15 protein-coding genes are annotated in these 19,042 nt (G+C 71.6%); 5 read left to right on the top strand and 10 right to left on the bottom strand.

The genetic code is table 11. From position 1 onward, the window contains the following. Nucleotides 1–3: 3 nt before the first annotated feature. Nucleotides 4–1,326, bottom strand: coding sequence for an MFS transporter (locus tag OHA37_RS35860; protein ID WP_266911727.1), 1,323 nt, complete (start codon nucleotides 1,324–1,326; stop codon nucleotides 4–6). Between the two features lie 187 nt (nucleotides 1,327–1,513). Here OHA37_RS35860 and OHA37_RS35855 point away from each other — a divergent pair, with 187 nt between their 5' ends. Next, nucleotides 1,514–2,635 carry a glutamate--cysteine ligase gene (locus tag OHA37_RS35855; RefSeq protein WP_266911725.1) on the top strand — a complete coding sequence of 374 codons (1,122 nt, stop codon included), beginning with the start codon at nucleotides 1,514–1,516 and terminating at the stop codon, nucleotides 2,633–2,635. Between the two features lie 34 nt (nucleotides 2,636–2,669). Here OHA37_RS35855 and OHA37_RS35850 read toward each other — a convergent pair whose 3' ends face one another. The 4 genes from OHA37_RS35850 to OHA37_RS35835 form a co-directional block, all read right to left on the bottom strand. Further along, complete coding sequence (locus tag OHA37_RS35850; protein ID WP_266911723.1) at nucleotides 2,670–3,029, bottom strand: STAS domain-containing protein; 360 nt, start codon at nucleotides 3,027–3,029, stop codon at nucleotides 2,670–2,672. Then, nucleotides 3,026–4,291, bottom strand: coding sequence for a PP2C family protein-serine/threonine phosphatase (locus tag OHA37_RS35845; RefSeq protein WP_266913380.1), 1,266 nt, complete (start codon nucleotides 4,289–4,291; stop codon nucleotides 3,026–3,028). The genes OHA37_RS35850 and OHA37_RS35845 overlap by 4 nt, the downstream gene beginning before the upstream one ends. Further along, the gene (locus OHA37_RS35840) at nucleotides 4,291–5,100 is read right to left on the bottom strand and encodes an alpha/beta fold hydrolase (protein WP_266911721.1); all 810 of its coding nucleotides are present in this window, start codon (nucleotides 5,098–5,100) and stop codon (nucleotides 4,291–4,293) included. Before OHA37_RS35840 ends, OHA37_RS35845 begins: the two co-directional genes overlap by 1 nt. A 164-nt stretch (nucleotides 5,101–5,264) precedes the next feature. Continuing rightward, nucleotides 5,265–5,639, bottom strand: a complete 375-nt coding sequence (locus OHA37_RS35835; RefSeq protein ID WP_266911719.1) for an ATP-binding protein — start codon at nucleotides 5,637–5,639, stop codon at nucleotides 5,265–5,267. 582 nt (nucleotides 5,640–6,221) lie between these two features. Between OHA37_RS35835 and OHA37_RS35830 the strand changes: the two genes are divergently transcribed. Continuing rightward, on the top strand, nucleotides 6,222–8,270 hold the full coding sequence (locus OHA37_RS35830) for an RICIN domain-containing protein (RefSeq protein ID WP_266911717.1): 2,049 nt from the start codon (nucleotides 6,222–6,224) through the stop codon (nucleotides 8,268–8,270). Nucleotides 8,271–8,357: 87 nt separating this feature from the next. Then, nucleotides 8,358–8,960 (top strand): hypothetical protein, encoded by a 603-nt coding sequence (locus OHA37_RS35825; RefSeq protein WP_266911715.1) that lies wholly within the window; start codon nucleotides 8,358–8,360, stop codon nucleotides 8,958–8,960. A 52-nt stretch (nucleotides 8,961–9,012) separates the two neighbouring features. Here OHA37_RS35825 and OHA37_RS35820 read toward each other — a convergent pair whose 3' ends face one another. The 5 genes from OHA37_RS35820 to OHA37_RS35800 all read right to left on the bottom strand — a co-directional run bounded on the left by OHA37_RS35820 (nucleotide 9,013) and on the right by OHA37_RS35800 (nucleotide 16,348). Further along, nucleotides 9,013–10,452 carry a serine/threonine-protein kinase gene (locus tag OHA37_RS35820; protein WP_266911713.1) on the bottom strand — a complete coding sequence of 480 codons (1,440 nt, stop codon included), beginning with the start codon at nucleotides 10,450–10,452 and terminating at the stop codon, nucleotides 9,013–9,015. After that, complete coding sequence (locus tag OHA37_RS35815) at nucleotides 10,449–11,258, bottom strand: serine/threonine protein kinase (RefSeq protein WP_266911711.1); 810 nt, start codon at nucleotides 11,256–11,258, stop codon at nucleotides 10,449–10,451. The genes OHA37_RS35820 and OHA37_RS35815 overlap by 4 nt, the downstream gene beginning before the upstream one ends. 474 nt (nucleotides 11,259–11,732) lie before the next feature. Further along, nucleotides 11,733–13,760 (bottom strand): family 43 glycosylhydrolase, encoded by a 2,028-nt coding sequence (locus OHA37_RS35810; protein WP_266911709.1) that lies wholly within the window; start codon nucleotides 13,758–13,760, stop codon nucleotides 11,733–11,735. Nucleotides 13,761–13,787: 27 nt separating this feature from the next. Beyond that, nucleotides 13,788–15,344 carry a peptidoglycan DD-metalloendopeptidase family protein gene (locus OHA37_RS35805; protein WP_266911707.1) on the bottom strand — a complete coding sequence of 519 codons (1,557 nt, stop codon included), beginning with the start codon at nucleotides 15,342–15,344 and terminating at the stop codon, nucleotides 13,788–13,790. 17 nt (nucleotides 15,345–15,361) lie between these two features. Further along, nucleotides 15,362–16,348, bottom strand: a complete 987-nt coding sequence (locus OHA37_RS35800; protein ID WP_266911705.1) for an alpha/beta hydrolase — start codon at nucleotides 16,346–16,348, stop codon at nucleotides 15,362–15,364. 430 nt (nucleotides 16,349–16,778) lie between these two features. On the opposite strand from OHA37_RS35800, the gene OHA37_RS35795 reads away from it, so the two are divergent. Continuing rightward, on the top strand, nucleotides 16,779–18,320 hold the full coding sequence (locus OHA37_RS35795; RefSeq protein WP_266911703.1) for a hypothetical protein: 1,542 nt from the start codon (nucleotides 16,779–16,781) through the stop codon (nucleotides 18,318–18,320). A 190-nt stretch (nucleotides 18,321–18,510) separates the two neighbouring features. Beyond that, a complete protein-coding gene (locus OHA37_RS35790) occupies nucleotides 18,511–18,981 on the top strand; it encodes an RICIN domain-containing protein (protein ID WP_266911701.1) in 471 nt (156 codons plus the stop codon). Nucleotides 18,982–19,042 lie beyond the last annotated feature (61 nt).

Genomic DNA, 19,042 nt, shown 5'->3' with positions numbered 1-19,042 from the left:
CGCTCACCGCAGCGCCCGCTCGTGGTCGTCGCCGCGCAGGGTCAGCAGCGCGGCGACGCTGACCGCGCAGGCGGTCGCGGCGTAGTACGCGGGGATGTCGGCGTCCCCGGTCCACGCGACGGCCCTGGTGATGATCAGCCCCGCACATCCCGAGAACACGGCGTTGGACAGCGCGTACGCGAGCCCCAGCCCGGTGTAGCGCACCGTGGTCGGGAACATCTCGGACAGCATCGCGGGGCCTGGTCCGGCCATCAGCCCGACGGCGGCGCCCGCGGCGAAGAGCGCGGCCCCCTTCGCGTACACCGGTGCGCCCGGGTCCTGGACCAGGTTCAGCAGCGGCAGTGCGAGCACGGCCACCAGCAGGGCTCCGGCCAGCATCACCGTCCGCCGCCCGAGCCGGTCGCTGAGCGCGCCGGCGGGCAGGATGGTCGCCGCGAACCCCAGGTTCGCCAGCACGGTCGCCACGAGGGCCTGCTGGAAGGTCGCGTTCAGGGTGTTCTGGAGGTAGGAGGGCAGGACCACCAGGAAGGTGTACCCGGCCGCCGACCAGCCCATGACCCGCCCGGCGCCCAGCGCGACGGCCTTGACCGTCTCCCCGGCGGGCGGTCGCCGTGGGGGTCCGCCCGCCGGGGTGACGGCCGCGACGAAGGCGGGCGTCTCGTCCAGGCGCACGCGCAGCCACAGTGCGGCGAGCCCGAGCGGCAGCGTCAGCAGGAAGGGCACCCGCCAGCCCCAGGCGTTCAGCTCCGAGGGGGTCAGTACCGTCGCCAGGAGCGCCGTCGTAGCAGCGCCCGCGAGCAGGCCGAGCGCGACCGTGAACGACTGCCACGCCCCGTACCGCCCCCGGCGGCCCGGCGGCACGCTCTCCGTCATCACCGAGACCGCTCCGCCGAACTCCCCTCCCGCCGAAAGCCCTTGCACGATCCGCAGCAGCGTCAGCAGCCACGGCGCGGCCGCGCCGATGGTCGCGTACGTCGGGAGCGCGCCGATGAGCGTCGTGGCGCCGGTCATCAGGCAGATGACCAGGACGAGCGTCGGCCGACGGCCGATCCGGTCACCGAGCCGCCCGAACACCGCAGCCCCGACGGGCCGGAAGAAGAACGCGAGGGCGAAGGAGGCGTACGTCTTGACGAGCCCCTCCACCGCGCTGCCGCCCTCGGGAGTGAAGAAGTGCGCCGCGATGACGGTGGCGAGGTAGCCGTAGACGCCGAACTCGTACCACTCGATGAAGTTGCCGACGCAGCCGCCGAGCAGCGCCCGGCGGGAACGGGCCCGCCGGTCCGCTCCCACAGGGGAGCGGACCGGTCCGGGGGCGGGTGAGAGCATGGGGCAAGCCTGCTGAGCGTGTGGCCGCTCCACAAGTTCCGTCAGCCATCTGCCGCGAACGCGCAGGCAGACCGCCCTGATCAGTGCCCGCATGGTCGGGGTGGGGCGGGGCAGGTGCGGGGCGATGTGAGCAGTGGATCGATGTGAGCCACGGATCGGTGTGAACAGCGGATCGGCGGGCGGCGGCATGCGAAGCGTAGGCGTGGAAGAAGAGCTGTTGCTGGTGGACGCCCGCACCGGTGAGCCGCGGGCCCTCTCGGGGGCCGTGCTCGCGGCTGCGGACCGGTCCGTCGTACGGCCTGCGGGGGGCGACGAACCGCAGGGGCACGCCTTTGAGAAGGAGCTGCAGGAGGAACAGCTGGAGTTCGCCACCAAGCCGGTGACCGAGATGGGCGAGCTCCAGAAGGAGATCACCCGCTGGCGCGGGGAAGCCGCCCGGCACGCCGCGTCCGCAGGGGCGCTGGTCGCGGCCCTCGGCACCTCGCCGCTGCCGGTCCGGCCCTCGTTGAGCACGGGCAAGCGGTACGAGTGGGTCGGCGAGCAGTTCGGTCTGACCGCGCAGGAGCAGCTGACCTGCGGCTGCCACGTCCACGTGTCGGTCGAGTCGGACGAGGAGGGCGTCGCCGTCCTGGACCGGATCCGCCCCTGGCTGCCCGTACTCACCGCGATGAGCGCGAACTCTCCGTTCTGGCAGGGCGAGGACAGCGGGTACGCCAGCTACCGCAGCCGGGTCTGGAACCGGCTGCCGTCGGCCGGGCCCACGGACCTCTTCGGGTCCGCCGACCGCTATCACGAACAGGTGCACGCCATGCTCGGCACCGGCGTGCTGCGCGACGAGGGGATGATGTACTTCGACGCCCGGCTGTCCGCCGCCTACCCGACGGTGGAGGTCAGGGTCGCGGACGTCTGCCTGGAGGCGTCGACTCCGGTCCTCCTGGCGGCCCTGGTACGCGGACTGGTCGAGACCGCCGCGCGCGCCTGGCGGGACGGACAGCCGCCGGCCAGGATCGGTACGGGCCTGCTGCGGCTGGCAGCCTGGCGCGCCGGCCGCTCCGGGCTGGACGGCCCGCTCATCGACCCCCGCACGATGCGCGAGACGTCGCCCGCCGTGGCCGTCGGGGCGCTCCACGCCCACGTACGCGAAGCCCTGGCCGACCACGGCGACGACGAACGCGTCCGGGAGGGCATCGCCCGTCTCCTGGAGCACGGCAACGGGGCGCGCGTCCAGCGCGGGCTGCTGCGTACGGAGGGTGCGCTCGGCGCCGTGGCCACCCGCTGCGCGGAGATCACCGCCGGAGTCCGCGCCTGAGCGGGGCGGGCGACCGGATGCCGCTCCGGGGAGGTCAGCTCGTGGTGGGCCGCCAGGCGGCTTCGGCGGCCTCGGCGGTGGGGTGGGTGGCGAAGACCTGCTCCAGGCCGATCATGCGGAAGATCCGGCTGACGCGTTCGGGGACCGCGGCCAGCGCGATGGTCGCGTCGGCCGCCAGGGCGTGGTTGCGGGCGGCGATGAGCGCGGTGATGCCGCTGGAGTCGCAGAACGTGACGGCGCCGAGGTCGAGGGTGAGCTGCTGGCCCGGGCGCAGCTCGAGTGCCGGCAGGGCGGCGCGGACCTCGGGTGCGGTGTGGTAATCGAGGTCCCCGGCCAGCTCGACGACCGTTCCGGCGGTGCTGGTGCGGGTGCGGAGTGTCAAGGGCTGGGTCACGGCTGCTCTTCACTGGTGGGTCGGGGCACGTGGATGGCCAGGACGGCGACGTCGTCGTCCACGCCGGTGCCCAGGGTGTCGAGCAGGGACCGGACCGCGTCGATGACGTCTGTCGCGGTGGTGGGGGCCAGGGCGCGGCCGAAGCCGAGGAGGGCGTCGTCGCCGTAGCGGTCGCCGCCGCCTCCGGCCGTGTGGGCTTCGGTGAGGCCGTCGGTGTGCAGGAGCAGGGTGTCGCCGGAGGCGAGGTGCACGGTGGTGGCGGCGATGTGGGCGTCGGGGAGGACGCCGATGAGCTGCCCGCCGGGGGTGGGCAGGTAGTCGGCGGTTCCGTCCTCACGCATCAAGAGGGCGGGTGGATGTCCGCCGCTCGCCAGGGTGATGCGGAAGCCGCCCCGGTCTCTGTCGGGGGTGAGCAGGCCGAACACGACCGTGCAGAAGCGCGGATCGGTGCCGTTGTACTCGTGGTTCAGGACCGTGTTGAGGTTGCCGAGGACGGCGACCGGGTCGGGGTCGTACACGGCTGCGGCGCGCAGCGTGTAGCGGGCCAGGGAGGTGACGGCCGCGGCGGCTGCGCCCTTGCCGCACACGTCGCCCAGGAACAACCCCCAGGCGCCGGCGGCCAGGGGGAAGAGGTCGTAGAAGTCGCCGCCGACCTCGTCGGCGGAGGCGACGTGGTAGTGCGCGGCCACGTCCAGGCCCGGTACGCGTCCCAGCGTCGGCGGCAGCAGCGTCTTCTGCAGCGTGGCGTTCAGCCGTTTCAGGCGATCGCGCTCCAGGTCGGCTTCCTTGCGGGCGCGCAGCAGCTCCGCTTCGTAGGCCCGGCGGTCGCGGGCGTCGAAGACGGTGGTGCGGATCAGCAGCGGCTGCCCGTCGTCGCCCGATTTCACCGTCGAGGTGATCAGGGCGGGCAGACGGGAGCCGTCGGCGGCCTTCAGTTCCAGGGCGATGCCGTTGACCTCGCCCTGCATCCGCAGCAGCGGGGCGAAGTGGGTCTCGTGGTAGATCCGGCCGCCGACGGTCAGCAGGTCGGAGAAGTGCTTGCGGCCCACCAGGTCGCCGCGTCCGTAGCCGAGCCAGTTGAGCAGGGTGGCGTTCACCTTCGCGATCCGGCCGTCCATCAGCGTGGACAGGTATCCGCACGGCGCGTGCTCGTACAGATCCTCGGCGCTGTCCTCCAGCAGGGCGGAGAACCGCGCCTGTTCGTCCGCCGGTCCGCGTTCTCCTGTGGGGCTTTCCTCTTCCGCGTCGTCGGTCTTGCACATCATCGGGCCGCTCCGGCGAACGCGCCGATCGCCGCGGCGGTCTCTTCGGGGGCGGAGAGCTGGGGGCAGTGGCCGGTCGCGCTCAGGGTGACCAGCCGGCTGCCGGGAATCCGCGACTGCACGAAGGCGCCCACTCCGGGCGGAGCGATCGCGTCACTGGAGCACTCCGCGACCAGAGTGGGAACCGTCACCTTCGCGAGGTCCTCGCGGTTGTCGGACAGGAACGTCACCCGGGCGAAGACCCGCGCGATCTCCGGATCGGTGCGGCAGAAGCTGTTGGTCAGCTCTTCACCCAGCTCCGGACGCTCCGGGTTACCCATGATCACCGGCGCCATGGCCCCCGACCAGCCCAGATAGTTCGCGTCCAGCGACTCCAGCAGCTCCTCGATGTCCTCGGCGCTGAACCCGCCCCGGTAGCCGGCGGCCGGATCGTCGATGAAGCACAGTGAGGGAGCGAGCAGGACCAGACCGGCGAACGCCTCCGGCTCCCGCGCCGCGGCGAGCACACCCATCATCGCGCTCACCGAATGCCCGACGAACGTCACCGGCCCGAGGGCGAGCTCCCGGCACAGCTCCCGTACGTCCTCGGCGTAGCCGTCCAGCGTCGAATAGCGCTCCCGGCTCCACGCCGACAGGTCCGACCTGCCCGAACCCACGTGGTCGAAGAGGACCACGGTGAAGTCCTTCTCCAGGGCCGGCACCACGAGACGCCACAAGTTCTGATCGCACCCGAACCCGTGCGCGAGCACCACCACCGGTCCACCGGCCCGCCCGGTCACCGTCACGTGATTCCTGCTCCTTACATCCATGGGGCGCATCCTCCCAGACCGCGCCCGGTGGTCCGCGTGACGACATCGCTCACGCGGAGCCCACTCGAAGCTCACGCGGAGCCCAGTCGAACCTCACGGGAAGCTCACGCGAACCGTGCAGCCGGGACCGTCGAACCGGGCAGGACGGCAGAACGCGCGCTTCTTCACGCGGCGGTCAGCGGGATGAACGCCGTGATCGTCTTGCCGCCGAAGCCGCAGAGGGTCTCCGTACGGTCGGCGATCCGGTTGACCAGCAGCCAGCCGAATCCTCCCGGCATCCCGACCGGCTTGTCCGGCACGCGGGGGCACAGGGTCGACGCGTCCGACACGTCGACCGCCACGCAGTCCTGGAGACGCCGGACGTGGAAATCGGTCACCCCGCCGGCGTGACGGACCGCGTTGGACACCAGCTCGGAAACCACCAGCAGCACGTCGTCCACCAGGCACTCCCCCAAGCCGTCGGCCGACAGGACGTCGCGGGCGATCAGCCGGGCCTCTTCACATCTCAGACCGGCCCTCCGACGCGCTGTACCTGACATCGCCCCTCCTTTCACACCTGGCGTCTGCCCTCTTCTCCGCCACCAATCCCGTTCAGGGCCCACATACTCTGCGGGCAGCGCCAAGGAGACCGGACCGGGTGCGTCCTGTGGGCCTGCCGGGTGCGCACCGACAGGAGGCGGCTTCGCCGAGCGCGCCCGTCAGCGTGAACGGCACGGTGTACGTCGCTCGATTGACGTCCGCCGCGAGCCCGGACGCTCCGTCAGTGCGCCGTGGAGCGCGCCTCCGTGTTGCGCCGGGCCGACCGGGCAGCCCCTTCCTCACGGGTCGTGACCACAGGAATTCGACAGGTAGTAATTAGGTGAATCCTTGACTGAATTCCCGTCAATAGGACCCCACTTGTTATCTCGATTAGATAACGACTGCCCCCGATAAGGCCTGGACCATTAGCGCGTGACGCGCGTAACTAGCTTTATTTCATTAGCTCTTGAGTGTTCATCAGATCTGACGGACAGGTAACGGAACGATTTCTCGAACCGCGCCCCTCTTTGTCCGAATTCTCCGCGGCATTCGTCTGGCAGGCTTCCGCGCACCCACTCATCCGACGTTCACTTGAGGTGCCCATGACAGAACGACGCAGACGGCGTGAACACCGCCGCAAGCCGCGGCGGTTGATGCTCCTCACCGCCGCCATGGCCTCGGCGGCGGTGATCGCCGCCGGCATCGCCTACTCGGGACTGGGGGATGACGCCCGGGCCGTGTCCGTACAAGCCGGTACGGAGGCCGCCGCACCGGCCTCCGCGCCCGCCCGGGACCAGGAGCCCGAACCCCTCGCGGCCGCGCCCGCCAACGAGAGCGCGCGCGGCATGGTCTACGACGGCCTCGCCCCCGCGCCGAAGGGCGACCGGTGTGCCGGGGTCTACCGGACCGGCGCGGGTCTGTGCACCCACGGTCCCGACGCCCCGCCCAAGGGCGTCGACATAACGAAGGACATCGCGCCCGCCGTCAAGGCCTCGGCGCCCGCGGCCGACCCGGCCCGTCCCGCCGCCGACGACCCGGCGGCCGCCGAAGGAGGCGCGCGTCCTCAGGACGCGCCCGCGGCCGACGCCGACCGCGCGGCCGACAAGTCCGCTGCGCCCGCGCCCTCGACCGCCGGTCAGGCCGTCGCCGCCGGCCCCGCGGGCCAGACCGTCCAGTGCGACGGGGACGGCAGCACGGGCAACCGCGTCCAGGTCGTGTACGTCCACGGCCCCGGCCGTGACCGCTACGCAAGTTACGTGGCGTCGTTCCGCAAATGGGCCGCCGACGCCGACCTCATCTACGCCGCCAGCGCCCAGGAGACCGGCGGGGTCCGGCACATCCGCTACGTGACGGCCGCCGACTGCACACCGACCGTGCTCAACATCGAGCTCCCGGACTCCGCGCTCGCGGAGTTCAGCGCGACCAACGCCGCGCTCGCCGGCAAGGGGCTCGACCGTCGCGACCGCAAGTACATGATCTTCGCGGACACCAAGGTCTACTGCGGCATAGGCACCTTCAACGGCGACGAGCGGCCCGGCCAGGCCAACATCAGCAACTTCGGTCCCTCGTACGGACGTACGGACTCCGGCTGCTGGGGCGGCCACACCGCGGCGCACGAACTCGGCCACAACCTGGGCGCGGTCAACAACAGCGCCCCGAACACCAGCCGCGGAGCGCACTGCACCGACGAGTTCGACGTCATGTGCTACTCGGACACCCCGTACTACCCGCAGATGCGCAACATCTGCACCAACCAGGCCTCCGAGAACATCCTGGACTGCAACCACGACGACTACTTCCACACCAGCCCCAGGGCCGGCAGCTACCTGGCCACGCACTGGAACATCGCCGACAACCAGTTCCTGATGAAGAACAAGGGCGGCGGCGGCACCGACCCCGGTCCGAACCCCAGCCCCTCGCCGACCAAGAAGCCGTCGCCCAGCCCGACCAAGAAGCCCACGGGCGGACCGGCCGTGACGGTCGGCCAGGTCCAGTCGGACTCCGCCGTCGTGAGCTGGCCCAAGGTCGAGGGAGCAGCCTGGTACCAGGTCCTGCTGAACGGCAAGCACCTGGGCTGGGTCCAGTCCCCGGTGCTGCGCGTCTACAACCTCCGGCCCGACACCTCCTACACGGTCGCCGTCTCCGTCCGCGACAGCGCCGGCCGGGACAGCGGAGCCGGCAAGGCCGCGTCCTTCCGTACGAAGGGCACGGGCGGCGGCGCGACCACCCCCGGGACCCGGTACCTGCTCGGGAACGGCAGCACCGGCATGGCCGCCGAGGTGTGGGGCGGGCGCAGCGCCGACGGCACCGTGCTCGTCGGGGCCCGCTCCAACGGGTACGCGCAGCAGCAGTGGTACTTCGACGACGCGGGCGGCGGACTGGTCCGCATCCGCTCCGCGGTCTCCGGCAAGTGCCTGCAGCCGGGCGGTACTCCCGCCGCGGGCATGTGGATCGCGCAGCAGCCCTGCGGCCGCACCGGTGCACAGAGCTGGAAGCTGACCACCCGCGGTGGCGCGGTGAGCGTCACCGACCCGAGCGGCGGCTTCGCGCTGACCGTGAGCAGCCGTCCCTACTACGGGAACTGGCTGCTCGACCTCCAGCGCACGGACGGCCGGGCCCCGCAGGTCTGGACCGTGCAGAAGGCCGGCTGACCCAGACAGCCCCCTGAAGTGCCCTCCGGCGGACGGCCGCACCGTGCGGCCGTCCGCCGCCCCTCACCCCACCCGGAGCACGCCACGATGCGCATACGAATCGCTTTCCAGGCAGTCCTCACCGCCGTCGGCCTGATCCTGCTGTCCCCGGCCGTGGCGCACGCCCACGGCGACACCGTGAAGGTGGTGGTCACAGGGCAGCGGGATGGCCACGTCACCGCGGACGTCACCTGGGAGAACGACGGCGACGCCGTCGAAGAGGCGGTCGCCGCCACCGTGAACGCGGTCAGCGCCGACGGCGCCCGCACGCTGGGGCCCTGGCGGCTGGTGCGCGATCCCGCGGCGACGCCGGCCGGCTGGACCACGACCGAGTCCCTGCCGCCCGGTGCCTGGAAGGTCAGCGTGGACGTGGGCTTCCCCGCCCTGGGGCACGGCGAACTCGAAGTCGGCGTACCGGTGGTGGACCCGGCCCCGACCACCGGCACCCCGGGCACCCGCCCCGCCGAGCCGTCGTCCGCGCCGACCGGGACGCAGGCTCAGCCCCCGACGCCGACACCTGCGACGGCCTCGGAGACTCCGGCGGAACCCGGCACGGGTCCCGCCGTCTGGTGGACGACGGCGGGAGTGGCGGCAACGGCCCTGGCCGGAGCGGCCGTCGGCATCTTCCTGCGCCGCAGGCGGGCGGCCTAGGTCGTCTCTTTCGGCCTGGACCTGCGGCTTTCCGATGTGCCGGCCGGGAGCGTCAGCTCCCGGCCGCGGGGGGCGGGCACCCCTGCAGCGCCGGGCGGTCCTTCGTGCGGACGGCGGGGAGCCAGGCCGTGGGGGGTGTGGAGCCGGATGGGAGGCGGACGAGGAACCAGCGGGTGGACTGCAGGTCCGCCTCGTCGATGATGGCCCGGCCGTCGGGCAACTGGCAGTCGACGGCCAGGACGTCGCCGTGCCACACCCGGGTCGGCACGACGTTGTCCGCGGCGTACGGGCGCATCGGATCGATCGCCAGGCCCAGACTGCACTGCGGTTCCCGGTCGGCCCGCTCCTGGCAGCCCTTCTCCGCGTTGAACACGCGGATCGTGCCGGCCGCCGCGCCCTCCGGGCCGTCCAGCGCGGCGGAGCCCGACCGTGCCGCGTCCGACCACAGGGTCGTACCGGCGATCCCGCACAAAGCGGTGGTGAGGATCGCGGCGCGGGCCCGGCCCCACAGCCGTCGCGCGCCCCTCCCGCGCCCCTGCTGTTCGGCGGTGATGCGGGCGAGCAGGCTCTCGGCGGTGTGCGGGGCGCGCGCCGCGTGGGTCGGGGCGAGGCAGTCCGCGGCGAGCTCGCGCCAGAACGGCGGCACGGCCTGGTCCATGCGCAGCGGCGCGCGCCCTTCGCCGTACTCCTGGACGGCGGCGCCGCGCGCCATGGGCGTGGCGCCGGAGAACGGGGAGGCGCCGGAGCCGAACACCTCGTGGATGATGATGCCCAGGGCCCAGATGTCGGCGCTCGGGCGGACCTTCACGCCCAGCTCCCCGAGGGGTGCCCGCCAGCGCTCGGGCGGAAGGTAGTCCAAGGTGCCCATGGGGGGCGCGTACCCGTACGTTCCCGTCATCTGGGTGGCGAGCCCGAAGTCCGAGAGCTTCACGCAACGGCCGCCGTCCAGCAGGACGTTCTCCGGCTTGAGGTCGGCGTGGACCCAACCCGAACCGTGGAGGTGGGCGAGTCCCTCGCAGATCCCCGCGATCAGCCGGGCGCGGTCGGCCTCGGCCACCCCGGCGTCGAGGAGTTCCCGCAGGCTGCCCGCGGCCCGTTCCATGACCAGGACGATCGCGCCGTCCAGGGCGGGGCGGTCCGGTGCCTCGAGGACGAAGGAGTCCAGCAGGCGGATCAGCCGCGCGTGCCCGGCCCTGCGTCCCAGTTCAACCTCCCGGCGGGCGGACTCCACGATCCTGCGTGTCTGGCGCGGGGCGTACCCGGCGGTCGGCATGATTTTGAGAGCGATGTCGGCGGGTGCCGCGGACGGGTGCGCGGGGGCCCGGCCGGTCCGGTCCGGGTACGTGTCGGCGGGTCGTGCGGCGTAGACCGTGGACCAGCCTCCGGCCCCGATCAGGCCGGTGATCGTCCAGCCCCGCACCCGGTGGCCGGGCGGGAGCAGGTCCGTACCGTCGCATTCCGTGACGTCGCGCAGCGTGTGGGGCGTCGTCATCGCGCGGTCTGCCGCTCCCGCCCGCCGGCCCCCGTCAGGGGTGGCAGCAGCGTCAGGTGCTCCTCGCGCACGAGCCCGAACCGCAGGGCGAGCCCGACGATCTCCTCCCGCTTGCCGTTGCGGCGGTCGCCCTTGCCGGGTTCGCGCGGGTCCGAGGCGCCGATGCGCAGCTTCTCCTCGGCGAGGTAGTCGATGTGCGAGCTGACCGCTCGCGCGGTCAGGGTGGCGCAGGCGACGTGGCCCCTGAGCCGTTCGACGATCTGGGGGGTGGTGGGGACCGCGACGCGGGACTGGTCGCGCAGGCGCGGTTCGCAGAGCGCGAGGAGGACGAGGAAGTAGGTGGCCGTCTCGTCCAGCGAGTAGGCGGTGACCGTGAGGCGGCCCCAGGGGGCGCCCATGGCCTCCGGGTCCAGGTAGACGTGATCGGGAGCGAACACCTGGAAGGAGACGGGGACGTCGCTGCGGGTGGGCAGCACGACGCGCGAGAACTCGAACGGGACGGGTGCCCCGACCCGGCGGGGCGGGACCCGCAGGTACTCCCCGGCGCCCTCCGGGTTCTCCACGAGGTAGCTGTGGGTGGCGCTGTGGTTCGTCAACTGCCAGTGGTCGTCGGTCACGCGGATCTCCCCGGCGAGCCGGGAGATCGCGGCGTCGGCCAGGCGGAGTTCCACGGGAATCTTCGCGGATCCGCGTCCGAAGCGGGCGACTTCGCCCGGTCCGAGCCGTAACGTCACCGCATCGCCGTACGGTTCGCCGCCGTCGGTGCCACTGCACCCCTGCGGCAGATGGACGACTACCCCGCTCACCGCTCCCCCCGTTCCACGCGTCGTGCCGGACCGACAAGTGGAACAATACTCATCTCTCAAGGGAGTTCATCGGCGCAGTTCGGCCACTTCGGCGGGGGCGGCCCGTCCGGCCGGACACCCCGCAACGACTGCCCCGGGAGGCTCTCCGATCCTCTTGCCGGGAGGTTCGCCGGCCCTCTCCTCGCGGGCGGCTCCCCCTGTGTCCCCGGTCACTCCGACCTTCGTGCGGCGATGGCGGTTTGGGGTCGTTTTCGACTCTCTGGCGAGCGGTTCAGGGGAAGTTGTCGTGCCGCGGCGTGTGAGCGCGGCGTACCGCCCCCGCGGGCGTCCGTGCGGGATCGGGCCCTGCGCCCCCGGTCGCGGACGTCGCGTACGGGACCTGCCGGGGTGGGGAAGGTCACCGTGCCCGGGGGGTCACGGCCCTGCGGAACCGCCCTTTCGCCCCTTTCACTTGGCGCGATCCGCACTCCGGGTTCAGAGTGCGGGACGGCCCGATACGACGGGTGCGATCCTCCGGTCGCCGAAGGCGGTCCACGGCCGCCACCCTCCGCTCGGCCGGTCCTGGACGCGGGTGCGCATCCCGCCTTCGGTGGTGACGGCGAAGACGTGCGTGCGCCCGGTGGGATCGGTCGCGACGGCGGGCGTGGCGGCGAGCCTGATCCCCGGCTCCCCGAACTCCCCGCCGGAATGCCAGCTTCCACCGGGGACCGTCTGCCAGCGGTGACTGAGCCGGGCGCCACCGGGCGCCAGCGAGAACGCCTCCAGGCGGCCGTCCGCGTTGGCGGCGAACGCCGGGGCGGCGGCGCTCCAGCCGAACATCGGCAGCCATTCGTCCCAGCCTCCGTTCGGCACGGACTGCCGCCGGCTGAAGGTTCCCACGCCCGACGGTCCGATCGCGGCGACGGTGAGCCGGCCGCTGCCGTCCCCGGCCACGCGCGGCGCGGCGCCGGACGCGGTGCCGAAGCGCTGCCAGGCGGGGGTCCAGGTGCCGCCCGGGGTCTCCTGCCACCGGTGGAAGATCCCGGCGCCGCCGGGAGCGAGGGCGAAGACCTCCAGGCGGCCGTCGGCGTTGGCCGCGACCACCGGTGGCGCGCCCGCTGCGCCGCCGAAGCCCACCTCCCACGGGTCCCAGGCCCGGGATTCCGGTGCCGCCTGCCTCCGCCGGGCGACGGACGCGCCGCCGGGGCTCAGGGCGAACGCCTCCAGCCTGCCGTCGGCGCCGCGGGCGACGGCGGGGGCCGCGCCGGCCGGCCCGCCGAACTCCTCCCAGTCGTACCAGCCGCCGTCCGGCCGCTGGGCCCGGTGGTGCAGGTTGGCTCCCTCCGGGGCGAGCGAGAACACCTCGAGCGCGCCGCCGGCGTTGCGGCCGAGCGTGGGCACCGCACCGGCCGGCCCGCCGAACGTCTCCCACGGCGACCAGGTGTCGGTGTCCGCGTCGAGCTGGACGCGCCGGAGCATCGAGTGGTCGGAGGCGTCGAGCGCGAACACCGTGAGGCGGCCGGCGGCATCGAGTCCGGCCACCGGGTTGTCCGCGCTCTGCCACGGCGGTGGTGTGTCCCTCCACTGGAGGGGCGCCACGTGCAGCCCGTGGCGGAACCAGCCCGCGGCGCCGGCGTACCAGGCCTCCCCGTCGGTGATCACCTCCACCGCGTGACCGGCCACGTGGCCCGCGTACCCGGCGAGGTCGAAGTGGAAGGGATCCCGGGACGCCAGCACGTCCGTACCCTCGTAGCCTCCCCTCGGACCGATGAACAGGTAGTACCAGCCGTCTCGTTCGACGACGTACGGCGACTCGGTGACCGAGACGGTCGTGGCCGTGGTCGCGTCGGCGAATGCGACGCCCGGCTCGCTCCAGTGCACCAGGTCGGCGGAGCGCCTGTGGGCCACGAGGTGCCGGCCGCCCGGGCTGGAGAGTTCCGTGTAGTACATGACCCACTCGCCGCCGGCCCGCAGCACCATCGGGTCGCGGGCCGCGATCCCGCGGAAGAGCGGGCCGGACGGCTCGCGCGTCCAGGTGAACAGGTCGTCCGACGTGGCGAGGCTGATCGCGGCGCCGCTCGCGCCGCCGCCCGCGTAGAACATCCAGAACCTGCCGCCGGCCTCGATGACGTGCGGGGCCCACAGGTGCTCCTCGCCGTGGTAGCCCGGGTCGACGGTCAGCGCGTCGGCGTGGGTGGTCCAGGGGCCGTACGGGGATGGCGCCGAGGCGTGCGCGAAGGAGACCTCCGCGGCACTGTCCGGTGCCTCGCCGGTCGCCGCGCTGTCACCGACGATGCTGAACAGGTGCCACCGGCCGTTCGCCCGGATCAGGGTGTGGTCGTTGAGGTAGCGGCGCCGGCCCGGCGTGGAGGGGTCGTAGACGTGGGTGAAGGAACCGGCGCCCACCCACTGGGACGCCGTACCCGGGACGGAGGCCGCTGCTGCGGCACGGCCCGAGAGCGGGAGCACGAGGGCTCCCGCTCCGGCCGCGCGCAGCAGGTGACGCCTGCTGAACGGATGCACGAGAAGGCTCCAGAGGAACGTTTGCCGTCAGTTGATCGCGGGGCCGGCGGTGTCCTTGAGCCAGCCCCACTGGGACCAGTCGGAGAAGCCGGTCTGCCAGCGGTGGTAGACCCCGGTGGGATTGGTCCCGAAGACCTCGATCCGACCGTCCGCATTGGCTACCGCGGTGATCTCCGTGCCACCGCCGCCGAAGGACTCCCACGCGTGGTACGGACTGTTCACCCCGGTCTGCCACATGTGCTGGGCATCACTGCCGTTGAGAGCGAACACCTCGACCCGCCCGTCCACCGCGCGCTGACTCGTCAACTGCGCGTTCGCAAGACCACCGGTCCCCTCCCAACCCGACCAACTGGCAGGACCGGTCTGATACCGGTGGAAGACACCGACCGGCCCGGAAGCAAACACCTCAAGCCGACCGTCCTGGTTGTGGTCGACGGTCAGGTCATGACCACCGATACCGAAGTCCTGCCAGGCGGACCAACCACCATTCACGGACTCCTGATACAGATGCCGGAACACCTCACCGTTCAGAGCGAACACCTCAAGCCGACCGTCCGGCGCCTTCGCCAACTCGATACGACTCTCCCCCGGACCACCGCCCGTTCCCTCCCAGCCCGACCAGCCACCATTGGGCGCCGTCTGGAACCGGTGGAACACGGCCTGGGGGCCGGAAGCGAAAACTTCAAGCCGTCCATCGCCATTCGAGCCCACGGCGACGTCACGGCCACCCTCGCCGAAGTTCTCCCAACCCGACCAACCACCGGACGGCTGCCGCTGGTAACGGTGCTGAAGAATCTGCCCGTTGATCGCGAACACCTCCAGCCGCCCGTCGGCATTCGGCCCGATCGCCAACTCCGCACCCTTCGGCCCGGCGATGAACTCCCACGCCGACCAAGCACCATTGACACTCTCCTGCCAGGCATGATGCACACCATCAGCCCCGGCCGCGAACACCTCAAGACGCCCGTCCACCGACCGCGCCGACACCACACGACCCGACTCCGCCGGATACACCAACGGCCCAGGACCAGGCCCACTCCCGGGCACACAGGGCATGTTGATGCCACGTTCCGCCAGGTAGGGAATCGGGTCGACACGCACGGACGCGCCCGCGTTCCCCCAGACCCGAAGGTGCAGATGAGGCCCGCTGGACTGGCCCTCGCTGCCCATCAGCGCAATCTGCTGCCCGGCACTGACGCGGTCGCCCTCCTGGACATCCCGCTGGTACATGTGGCCGTACTCGGTGATGGTGCCGTCGGGGTGCAGAATGCGGATCCACTGCCCGTAGCCGGGTTCGTATCCCGAGATGGTCACCTCGCCGTCGCCGACCGCGTAGATCGGGGTGCCGCGGTCGTTGGCGATGTCGATGCCGTTGTGCTCCCAGCTGTAGTCCTGGGTGATGTCGCCGGCCGCCGGGCAGGCGGCGAGATCGGCGGCTCGGGCCGAGACCGGGGAGGGAGCGGTCTGCGCCCCGGCCGGTGAGGCGACGGCGAGCCCCGGTGCGAGGATCACGGTCAGCGCGAGAAGAAGCCCGAGCACCCGGCCGGGCAGTTGCCCGGACTCGCCTCGGGAAAGGACGGACATCACGCGAGGTTCCCCCGTCACGCCTTGCGCAGGCGGTCGATGATGCCGTTGATGTCGTCCTGCAGCAGATTCCGGCGGACGTAGTGGCCGCCACCCACCTCATGCTGCTCGTAGGGGATTCCCACGCGGTCGAGGTTCCACTTGAACTCCCGCTGGGTGGCGAGCACCAGTGTCTCGTTGGCGTAACCCTGGATGTCCTCGGGGCTGGTGCCGGCGACCAGGAAGACCCGCTTGTGCCGGTAGCTCTCGATGCGCTCGCACGGGTTGTCCGCGCTGACCCGGGCCTGGTCCCAGAAGGGCACGCCGTAGATGCTGCCGCCGTTCAGTTCCACGGCGGCGGAAGAGGCGTTGGCCCAGTGGGTCACCAGGTCGCCATTGCCCCCGCGCAGGTTGGCCGGGCCGGAGTGGGCACTGACCGAGGCGAAGTGGCCGTAGTACTTGGCCGCGTACTTCAGGGCGCCGAAGCCGCCCATCGAGAACCCGGAGACGGCACGGCCGTCGTACTCGGCGTAGGTGCGGAAGTTCGCGTCGATCCAGGGGATCAGCTGCCCGATGTGGAAGTGCTCCCAGTTCCGGGCTCCGATGTTGGAGCTCACCGCGTTGGAGTACCAGCCGGCGCGACCGCCATCGGGCATCACGACGATGAGGTCCTTCCAGGCGGTCAGACCCCGGATGTCGTGGAACCGGTCGAAGGTGATGAAGTCCTCCAGGCCACCGTGGAGCAGGTAGAGGACGGGGTAGCGGCGCCCGCTGGTGTGGTAGCCGTCGGGGAGCAGCACGTTGACGGCCGGGGTCCAGCCGCCGATGGCGGAGGTCTGGAACCGGTAGTACCACATCCGGTGATCCTGCTCGTTGCGTTCCGTGATGTGCAGGTCGGGACCGTCGCCGACCGCCGAGGCCGCCGACGCCGACGCGAGAACGCCGCCGGCCCCCAGGGCCACCGCGGCGGAAAGCCCGCCGGCGGACTTGAGGATGCTCCTGCGGGTGGGGTGCTGCGTGGTCAAGGTGGCCTCCTGTGGGCGAGCTGGCTGGTGACCCGGCTGCCGCCCCAGCGGCACCGGCGGTTTGGAAGCTAGCGACCCCGGCCCGGGAGGAGTATCCGGAACCTTACGGACTGACAGAACCGGCTCGCGTCCTCTAGGCCACTCCACGAACGCTTCCGCATCTGACGGGCCTGACGGGCCTGACGGGCCTGACGGTCAAAGCGTCGAGCCTTAGCGGGAGGGGCCGCGGGTGACCATCCGTAACTCTCCGGATCCCCGGGCCGTGTCCCTCTCGGTAGCTTTCGGCGCGATCACACCGTGACCCGGCGCGACCGCGGCGGGTCCCCCTTTTCCGTAAGTGCCTCGTACCGCTACCGATCAGGAGCCCGTTGTGAGCGCACACCATCCCTCCCGCCGAGCGCTTCTCAGAGCCGCCGGTGGACTTTCGGCTGTGATATCCCTCGCGAGCGCGAACGTCCTCGCGACGGGATCCGGTGCCAGTGCCGCCGGCAACGGCATCGGCCTCCGCTCCGCCCAGACCATCCAGTCGGACGTGGGCGGCCCGATCACCCGCGACGAGATCCTTGTCCGTGCCCAGCACTGGGTGGACCTGAACGTCTACTACAACCAGGGCGACTCCCACCCGGACCTGGAAGGCAGGCACTACCGCACCGACTGCTCGGGCTTCGTCTCCATGGCACTGCACTTGCCCTCGTCTCCCAGTACGGTCACCCTGTCCGAGTTCCTGGACCCGATCGCCTGGGAGGACCTGAAGCCCGGTGACGCCGTCGGCACGCTCGGGCCGGGAACCGGCGGCGACGCGGGACATGTCGTGCTGTTCGCCGGCTGGGCCAACCAAGCGCACACCCGCTTCTTCACCATGGAGGAGATGGGCGGGGCAGGGTCCGTCCGATATGAGCGGCCGATCAACTACACCACGAGCGGGGGCCAGTTCACGGCCAAGCCGTACCGCTACAAGAGGGTTGCCGAGGCTCCTTCTCGCCACGCCGTCAGCCCGGCCGATACGGGCCGCGTGGTGTCGGCACGGTCGGCCGACGGCCGGCTGGAGACCTTCGCGGCCGGAGCTGACGGGGTGTACCACGCCTGGCAGACCGAGGTGAACGGCGGCTGGTCGGCCTGGCGGCCGCTCGGCGGTCCGCGAAACGCGCAGATGACGATCGTGCCCAACGCCGACGGTCGGCTGGAGCTGCTGGCGATCAACGCGGACACGGCCCAGCACATCTATCAGACCGGCCCGTCCGGGGACTGGTCCGGCTGGCAGGGATTCGGCACCGGTGGTCGGCACATCGCCGCCGGAACGAATGCCGACGGCCGTATCGAGGTCTTCGCTTCCGGCCCGAAGGGCCTGTACCACCGGTACCAGACCGCGCCGAACGCCGGCTGGTCGGGCTGGGAATTCACCGGCGGTGGTCCCGTGGACGCCCGTCTGGAAATGGAGAAGTCCCCCGACGGGCGCCTTGAGGTATTCGCTCTCAACAGCACGGTCTTCGAGCACCAGTACCAGCTCGCCCCCAACGGTGGTTGGTCCGCATGGGAACATTTCGGAGGCGGCGGCCACGATCTGACGGTGGACCACAATGCCGACGGGCGCCTTGAGGTATTCGCCTCCGGACCGGAGGCCATTTTCCACCGATTCCAGGAAAGCCCGACCTCCTGGTCGGGCTGGGTGAGAACGGGCGGCCCGGCCAACTCGAAGCTCACCAGCGAGCGCACCGCCGACGGCCGGGTGGAGGTCTTCGCCATCAGCAACGAGATCGCCGTCCACTCCTGGCAGACCGGGATCAACGCCCCCTTCAGCGACTGGGTCACCGTCGGCACCGGCGGCACGGACATCACCGCCACCACCAACGCCGACGGCCGCATCGAGGTCTTCGGGACCAGCCATGCGGGCGTCTACCACACCTGGCAGACCGGCTTCACCGACTGGGCCCAGTGGGCGTGGCTCAACGGCCCAGGACCCGCGATCAGTTGACAGTGGTCGGCGGCCGGGCCGGAGCATTCCGGCAGGGTGGTGAAGACACCGGCGTCCCGCCGGACGCGGAAGCGTTCGTGGACGGTGCCCCCCGCTGTCACTCCGGATGGTTCCGGGTGTCCTGCCCCTGCCCCGGCTCCTAGTTTGTGGCCCGGCCAGTTCCACGGACCCGAAGGAGACGACGGATCACATGCGCGTCACGACAACGCTTCTGCTCGGCGGGGCCCTTGCCCTCACCTCCCTCACCCCGGCGACCGGCGCTCTGGCCGCCACCTCCGGCCCTGCCGGCCAGGCGAGGACGAACGACGCCGTCCAGTCCTTCCAGAACCAGGCCACGGGCCTGTGCCTGGACGACACCAGTAACGGCTTCCGCGTCTGGAGCTGCAACGGATCGAATCCGCAGCGGTGGAGCGTGCACGTCTGGGGTGACGGGACCCGCCAGTTGATGAACATCAACACCGGCCGCTGCATCGAGAACACCAACAGCAGCTTCCACACCGCGGCCTGCAACTCCAGCCCGGAGCAGAGCTGGTGGGTCACGGTCTGGGGCGACGGCACCGTCCGCTTCCAGAACCAGCACACCTCGCGCTGCATCGACGACAGCTCCCAGGGCCTGCGGACCTGGACGTGCAACAGCCTTCCGTACCAGAGCTGGTCCTGAGCCCGATGGGCGACGCCCGGCGAAGCCCCTTCCCTTCCAGCGATTCCAGCGATGCCCGTAC

The organism is Streptomyces sp. NBC_00335 (assembly GCF_036127095.1).
Lineage (GTDB): Bacteria > Actinomycetota > Actinomycetes > Streptomycetales > Streptomycetaceae > Streptomyces.
The sequence above is the reverse complement of the archived record's forward strand: the minus strand, read 5'-3'. Positions and strand labels throughout refer to the sequence as shown.

Excerpts from the sequence above, each read along its gene's own strand:
- OHA37_RS35820 (WP_266911713.1), bottom strand. The coding sequence starts at position 10,452 with ATGACGACGCCCCACACGCTGCGCGACGTCACGGAATGCGACGGTACG.
- OHA37_RS35840 (WP_266911721.1), bottom strand. The coding sequence starts at position 5,100 with ATGGATGTAAGGAGCAGGAATCACGTGACGGTGACCGGGCGGGCCGGT.
- OHA37_RS35845 (WP_266913380.1), bottom strand. The coding sequence starts at position 4,291 with ATGTGCAAGACCGACGACGCGGAAGAGGAAAGCCCCACAGGAGAACGC.
- OHA37_RS35805 (WP_266911707.1), bottom strand. The coding sequence starts at position 15,344 with ATGTCCGTCCTTTCCCGAGGCGAGTCCGGGCAACTGCCCGGCCGGGTG.
- OHA37_RS35835 (WP_266911719.1), bottom strand. The coding sequence starts at position 5,639 with ATGTCAGGTACAGCGCGTCGGAGGGCCGGTCTGAGATGTGAAGAGGCC.
- OHA37_RS35855 (WP_266911725.1), top strand. The coding sequence starts at position 1,514 with ATGCGAAGCGTAGGCGTGGAAGAAGAGCTGTTGCTGGTGGACGCCCGC.
- OHA37_RS35790 (WP_266911701.1), top strand. The coding sequence starts at position 18,511 with ATGCGCGTCACGACAACGCTTCTGCTCGGCGGGGCCCTTGCCCTCACC.
- OHA37_RS35860 (WP_266911727.1), bottom strand. The coding sequence starts at position 1,326 with ATGCTCTCACCCGCCCCCGGACCGGTCCGCTCCCCTGTGGGAGCGGAC.
- OHA37_RS35830 (WP_266911717.1), top strand. The coding sequence starts at position 6,222 with ATGACAGAACGACGCAGACGGCGTGAACACCGCCGCAAGCCGCGGCGG.
- OHA37_RS35825 (WP_266911715.1), top strand. The coding sequence starts at position 8,358 with ATGCGCATACGAATCGCTTTCCAGGCAGTCCTCACCGCCGTCGGCCTG.